Source organism: Collinsella sp. CLA-ER-H2 (assembly GCF_040092405.1).
Taxonomy (GTDB): domain Bacteria; phylum Actinomycetota; class Coriobacteriia; order Coriobacteriales; family Coriobacteriaceae; genus Collinsella.
Genome location: NZ_JBBNLO010000021.1, coordinates 40,501 through 46,713, shown reverse-complemented (window position 1 = coordinate 46,713; position 6,213 = coordinate 40,501). Strand labels below are relative to the sequence as shown.

At 57.4% G+C, this 6,213-nt stretch carries 3 protein-coding genes and 1 tRNA gene; 1 reads left to right on the top strand and 3 read right to left on the bottom strand.

Annotated features, from left to right (window positions below; genetic code table 11):
• Positions 1 to 164 precede the first annotated feature (164 nt).
• The 3 genes from AAAX59_RS07185 to AAAX59_RS07175 all read right to left on the bottom strand — a co-directional run bounded on the left by AAAX59_RS07185 (position 165) and on the right by AAAX59_RS07175 (position 4,405).
• Positions 165 to 240, bottom strand: a tRNA-Val gene (locus AAAX59_RS07185).
• A gap of 57 nt (positions 241 to 297) precedes the next feature.
• The gene (gene asnB / locus AAAX59_RS07180) at positions 298 to 2,166 is read right to left on the bottom strand and encodes an asparagine synthase (glutamine-hydrolyzing) (protein WP_035137562.1); all 1,869 of its coding nucleotides are present in this window, start codon (positions 2,164 to 2,166) and stop codon (positions 298 to 300) included.
• A gap of 190 nt (positions 2,167 to 2,356) precedes the next feature.
• Complete coding sequence (locus tag AAAX59_RS07175) at positions 2,357 to 4,405, bottom strand: ABC transporter permease subunit (protein WP_349071277.1); 2,049 nt, start codon at positions 4,403 to 4,405, stop codon at positions 2,357 to 2,359.
• A 317-nt stretch (positions 4,406 to 4,722) separates the two neighbouring features.
• On the opposite strand from AAAX59_RS07175, the gene AAAX59_RS07170 reads away from it, so the two are divergent.
• Complete coding sequence (locus AAAX59_RS07170; RefSeq protein ID WP_349071276.1) at positions 4,723 to 6,207, top strand: UDP-N-acetylmuramoyl-L-alanyl-D-glutamate--2,6-diaminopimelate ligase; 1,485 nt, start codon at positions 4,723 to 4,725, stop codon at positions 6,205 to 6,207.
• Positions 6,208 to 6,213: the final 6 nt, after the last annotated feature.

The window sequence follows — 6,213 nt, the reverse complement described above, 5'->3', positions numbered from 1 at the left end:
TAGCTTGCCAGGCAAGCGTCGACTAAGCCATGCAGCGTGCGCGGGCCCTCCCGACGGGAAACGAAAAAGCCCGGTTTCAAACCGGGCTCGAACGAACATGCCTATTGACAATGGCTTTCTCATATTAGGAAAGGCCACCGTCGCTGGGAGCCTTTTCAATCAAGTGGTGGGCGATGAGGGATTCGAACCCCCAGCCTTGTGCGTGTAAAGCACCTGCGCTAACCGTTGCGCCAATCGCCCGCAGGGATTGAGTATAGCGGAAACCCCGTGCTGTTCACCGCTAATTCATAACGAAACTTACGCGGCGACTTCGGCGCCCTTGTCCTCGTCGATAAAGAAGCGCTTGTACCAGATGAGGAACGTCAACGTGGTATAGATCTTGCGCTGGTTGAGCGCGCGACCCTCAAAGTGATCGTCAAGCAGTTTCATGAGCGCATCGGTGTCAAAGAAATCGGCAGCCCACGGTGCGGTGAAGTATTCCTTTACGTAGTCGTAGTACTTTTGCTCGCGCAGCCAGAACTTGACCGGTACGGGGAAGCCCACCTTCTTGCGCGTTGCCCACTCGTCGGGCAGCGTGCGGTTGGCAGCGTGACGCAGAACGAGCTTGCAGCCTTCTTCGTTAACACGGTAGTTGGCGGGAATGTGCTCGGCAAACTCCATGACCTTCTTGTCCAGGAACGGGACGCGAAGCTCCAGAGAATGCGCCATGCACATCTTGTCTGCCTTGAGCAGGATATCGCCCGGTAGCCACATGTTCATATCCAGATACTGTTTCTTGGAAAGCTCGCAGCAGTTGGGAACCTGCTTGTAGTACTCGGCGCACATTTCGGCGGCGTTCTTGCCGGTGTCATAAGCGGGCTTGAGCACCTCGTCGACCTCGGAGGGATCGAACACCTTTGCCTGACCCACATACCAGCGCTCGGGAACCTCGGCGCATTTCGTCAGGAAGTTGTGGCCCTTAAAGTAGGGGAGATGCTGAACGAGCGAGCCCAGGGCGCGACGTACGCCGAGCGGCACGCGCTTCTTAAAGGAGCGCATCTCGGGGGTGTCCTCGTACCACTCGTAGCCGGCAAACAGCTCGTCGGCACCCTCGCCCGAAAGGACGACGGTGACCTCCTCGGAAGCCATCTGCGCCAGATAGTACAGCGGCACGCTGGACAGGTTCGATTGCGGCTCGTCCATGTGATACTGGATATCGGGCAGTGCATCGAAGAACTCGTCGGCGGTAATCATCTTGCGCACGTTCTTGATGCCCAGCTTGTCGGAAAGCTCGGCAGCGTAGTTGGTCTCGTTGAAGTTCTTGTAATCGAAGCCGACAGAATACGTGGTGTCGGGCATGAGACAGGCGGCAATGTAGCTGGAGTCCACGCCGCCAGAAAGAAACGAGCCCACCTTAACATCGGCGATTCGGTGTGCAGCGACGCTTTCGTGCACGACCTTGTCGCACTCGTCCACGTACTCCTCGAAGGTCTTGGAGTTGTCGTCGGTGAAGTCACAGCTCCAGTAACGCTTGATGTCCATGGTGTTGGTCGTCAGGTCATACGTAAAGCAATGCGCCGGGGCAAGCTTGAACACGCCCTTAAAGAAGGTCTCCTCCGTGGCGGGGAATTGCAGCGTCAGGTAGGGGCGCAGCGCGTCGTGGTTGACGGCCTTCTCAAACTTGGGATGGTCCAGGAAGCTCTTGATCTCGGAGCCAAACAGCAGCGAGCCATCGGATGCCTGGTAGTAATAGAACGGCTTGATACCAAAGATGTCACGAGCGCCAAAGAGTTTGTTCTTGTTCTGGTCGTGAATCACGAACGCGTACATGCCGCGCAGGCGGTTGACCAGGTCCTCGCCCCACTCCTCGTAACCGTGTACCAGGACCTCGGTATCGGCGTTGCAGTGGAAGGCGTAGCCGGCTGCCTCCAGCTCGGCGCGAAGCTCCTGGAAGTTGTAGATCTCTCCGTTGAAGACAATCGTGACCTTGCCGTCGTCGCTCGACATGGGCTGAGCTCCAGCTTCGGAAAGATCGAGAATCGAAAGACGACGGAAGCCAAGGGCAACGTTGTCAACGATATGCTGGCCGCCCATATCGGGACCACGGTGGATGATGCGATTCATCATGGCCGTGAGAACCAGCTCACTCTGTTCATCTGTACCGGTAAAACCGACAAAACCGCACATGCAAGATCCTTTCTGCTGACGGCTCAGGTGTACTGCCGCAAGGATTGCGGCAGCTGATGTCAAATAATCTTTACTATCATGCCAATCTTTTGTTTCGTGATAGGGCATAAGCGCCGAGCGAACCGAAAAAACCACGCCTGATCTTCAGACGAAGCGTCGGGCCGTGGTTGCGAATGCTATGTATGAGCGGTTAACGCTTGCTGCGCTCGGCGAGACGGTGCTCCACCTTGGTGACGATGTGGATGAGCGGAATCGTCACGACCAGATAGTAAAGTGCGGCGCAAATGTAGGGCGTAATGTTGCCCGTGGTGGCCGTGAGGTTTTTGGAGAACAGCATGAGCTCCATGACGCCAACGCTCGAAAGCAGCGACGTGTCCTTGTACAGCATAACGAACTCGCTGGTCATAGTCGGTATAACGTAACGTACAGCCTGCGGGACCACGATGCGCGACATAACTTGGGACCAAGTCATGCCAAGCGAGTAGGCAGCTTCCGCTTGACCATGCGGTACGCTCTCGATGCCGGCACGGAAAATCTCGGCAAGATAGGCCGAACAGTTGATGGCGAGCACGCCAACGCCGAGCGGCAGATTGGGCACGTTGAGACCGATCATAGGGAACCCAAAGAACGCAATGTAGATCTGCAGGAAGAGCGGGGTCCCGCGCAGGACGTTGATGTATGTCACGGCGATGCCGCGCAGCATACGACTATGACTGATTTTCATAAAGGCAAACAGCAAGCCGATGGGGATGGCGAGCGGAAAACCGATGGCGGTCACGGCAAGTGCTATGCCCCAGCCCTTAAAGAGCGAGGCGATTGAGGTGACGATAATCTGCGGCTTGCAGAACATGCCCAAAAACGGGTTGGAGTTCCACGTGGCAACCCAAGGCTGGGCATCGAGCCAGGCGACGATTTCTTGCACCATGGTGCTCTCCGAGACGCTGATGGTGGGGCTCTCGGGAAGATCTCGCTTGTCGCCGTCGGCGACATAGCTGCCGGTGACGGCATAGGCACCCGCGTTGCTCGGGAATACGACGTCGGGGACGACAGCGCGAATCTGCGAGCCGGCAGCGACGGGATCGGCGAACTTGATGACGAGCTTTGAGCCGTCCAGCGAGCACGATGCCTTGACACCCGTCTGGTTCAGTCCGTCGAGCAGCGTGACCTTAGCATCGGTGCTCTCAAACGATCCGCCCTCGGGCAGCTCAAGCTCAATTTGCGAAACGTCGCCCTCGTCGCTACCCGTTGTCGCTTCCCAGGTCAGGCGGGTTGCGATGCCGCCGAGCACGCCGTTGCCGCCGTCTTCGTTTGACTTGGCGGTCGCCGAGGTGACGGCGAGTGAAGCGCCCGTCGCGTCCTCTGAGCTCGAGGCATCCTCGTTATCGGACCCGCTCGTGGGTGCCATGCCAAACCACTTCTCGTACAGTTTGTCATAGGCGCCGGAGCTCTTGATCTTGGCAAGGGCATCGTTGATGGCCTGTGTCAGCTCGGGGTTGTCTTTAGAGACGGCAATGCCAAACTGCTCGCCCGTCGGAACCTCTTTGATGATCTCCATACCGGTAAAGGAGTTCGAAACCATCCACTGCTCAACGGGCAGGTCGCATACGACCGCCTGGCACTGACCACTCATGACGGCGGTGAAGGCTGCCGTCCAGTCGTCAAAGTTGACGGTGGTTGCCTGCGGCAGGTTCTCGATTGCCCACTCCTCGGACGTGGTGCCCGACTGCACGGCAATTTTGACGCCCGGTGCGTTGAGGCTATCGACCGTGTCGTATCCAGTGTTCTTTGCAACTGCGACGCCCTGATTGGAGTCGATATAGGGGTCGGTGAAGTCGACCTCTTCCTTGCGCTCGTCGGTAATCGTGATGTTACATGCGCCGACATCGGTCTTTACACCCTGTTTGACCATGGGGATAATGCCGTCGAACTTTTGCGCCGGCAAGTAGTTGAGCTCCAGACCGAGCTCGTCTGCGATCATGCCCATGAGTTCATAGGTAAAGCCCTGGTCTTCGCCGGAATCGTTGACGTATTCAAACGGGGGTGTGGCCAAGTCACTTGCGACGGTGAGCTTGCCATGCTCGACGAGTGTGTAGGTGCTCGAGGCGTTCTGGGAGGACGAACAGCCGCTCGCACCGATGATGGTGGCAAGGGCCACAACGACCGTCGCGAAGGCGCAGACGATGCGCCGGGTCAACTGGACGCGTGACGAGCGGTGGCGACGTTCGAAGTGTCGTTTCATCTGGAATCCTTTGCTTGGGCATGATGGGTCGGCATTGTGAGTCAATGAGGCACATCAAGACATTTGGATAAAGAATAGCACCCAGATTTCCTTGTTTTTACGCGGGGTGAACACTGTTGTCATTTATTAACTCACGACGCAGTCCATGCAATTTTTTAGAAGGCTGCAGTGCGCGCAAGGCCAGGTGGCATATTAGGATGGTTGATAATACAGAATGTTTCATCGTTTCTGCCGCGGGACGTCTTTTGCCCTTTAAGGCTGAATTTAGCGAGAGAGGTCTTTGTATGTCGAGTCCGACACAAGAGAAGCTAACTCTGATGCGCTATATAGAGTTGCTCGAGGAAGATGACCTTGTTCTTTCCAAACCGAGCGCTTCGTGCGACCAGCGCATTGAGTTTGCGACTGACGACTCGCGCCAGGTGCGTCCGGGCACGTTGTTTGTCTGCAAGGGCCGCGCGTTTAAACGAGAGTACCTGCTTTCGGCAATCTCCGATGGCGCCGTGGCCTACGTTTCCGAGGTCGATTACGATGTTGATCTTCCCGCGGTGATTGTGAGCGATATTCGTCGCACGCTCGCCGTGGTGGCAGATGCCTTTTATGGGCACCCGTCGGGTAAGGTGAAGGTCTGCGCCTTTACAGGCACCAAGGGCAAGTCGACCTGCAGCTTTTATCTGCGCGGCATTCTCGCCAACGAGGCCAAGCTTACGGGCTGTCATCGACCCGCTCTTAATACGGGCATTGAGTTCGACGACGGCATCGAGGCGGGTCCTTCCAAGCTGACGACCCCCGAATCCTTTCTGCTGCAGTCTCGCATCGCACATGCTGCGGAGGCGGGTGCCCCGTGGCTGGTTATGGAGGCATCGAGCCAGGGCCTCAAATACGAGCGCACAGGCAAGATCGCCTTTGAAGTCGGCGCCTTTACCAATATCGGCGAGGATCACATTTCGCCGATTGAGCATCCGACGCTCGAGGATTACTTTGCCAGCAAGCTCAAAATCTTCTCGCAGAGCCGTTTTGCCGTGGTCAATCTCGATATGGATAAGGTCGATCGTGTGCTCGAGGCGGCATCTCGTTGCGAACGTACGGTGACGTTCTCCCTGACCGACGAGCGTGCCGACGTGCTTGCGCTGGCGATTCGCAATGGTGACTGCGGCGTGGTGGCAACGGTGCGCACGCCCCGCTTTACGCGCGACATTGTGATTCCCACGCCGGTTAAGTTCAATGTGTCCAACGCGCTTGCCGCTATTGCCTGCGCCGAGGCCCTGGGCATTTCCGAAGAGGGTATCGTCCACGGCTTTGAGGGCGTCTTCGTTCCCGGCCGTATGGAGCTCTATCCGTCCGTATCGGGCAAAATCTTGGGTATCGTCGATTTTGCACATAACGGCATGAGCCTCGAGACACTCCTGCGTGACCTGCGCGAGAACTATCCCGAGCGCGAGCTGGCGGTTGTATTTGGCGCCACGGGCGGTAAGGGTGTCGATCGACGCACCACGATGGGCATCGCCGCTGGCAAGTATGCCGACCGAATCGTGATTACCGAGGATGACCCCGGCCCCGAGGATGTCGAGGATATTTGCGCCGAGATCGCGCGCAACGTTCAAGCGCAGGGAAATGATAACTGGCAAATCGTGACTGATCGCGTTGCCGCTATCGAGACTGCCGTGCGCGAAACTGTCCGTCCTGCCGTGGTCATCGTGACCGGTAAGGGCGAGGAAGAGCGTATGCTGCGCAAGAACGGACCCGAGCCTTGTGAGCGCGACGGTTCGATTCTCAAGCGCACCCTTGCGGCGTACGACGCCTAAGACCAG

Coding starts and splice junctions, on each gene's coding strand:
- AAAX59_RS07170 (WP_349071276.1), top strand. CDS start 4,723: ATGCGCTATATAGAGTTGCTCGAGGAAGATGACCTTGTTCTTTCCAAA.
- AAAX59_RS07175 (WP_349071277.1), bottom strand. CDS start 4,405: ATGAAACGACACTTCGAACGTCGCCACCGCTCGTCACGCGTCCAGTTG.
- asnB (WP_035137562.1), bottom strand. CDS start 2,166: ATGTGCGGTTTTGTCGGTTTTACCGGTACAGATGAACAGAGTGAGCTG.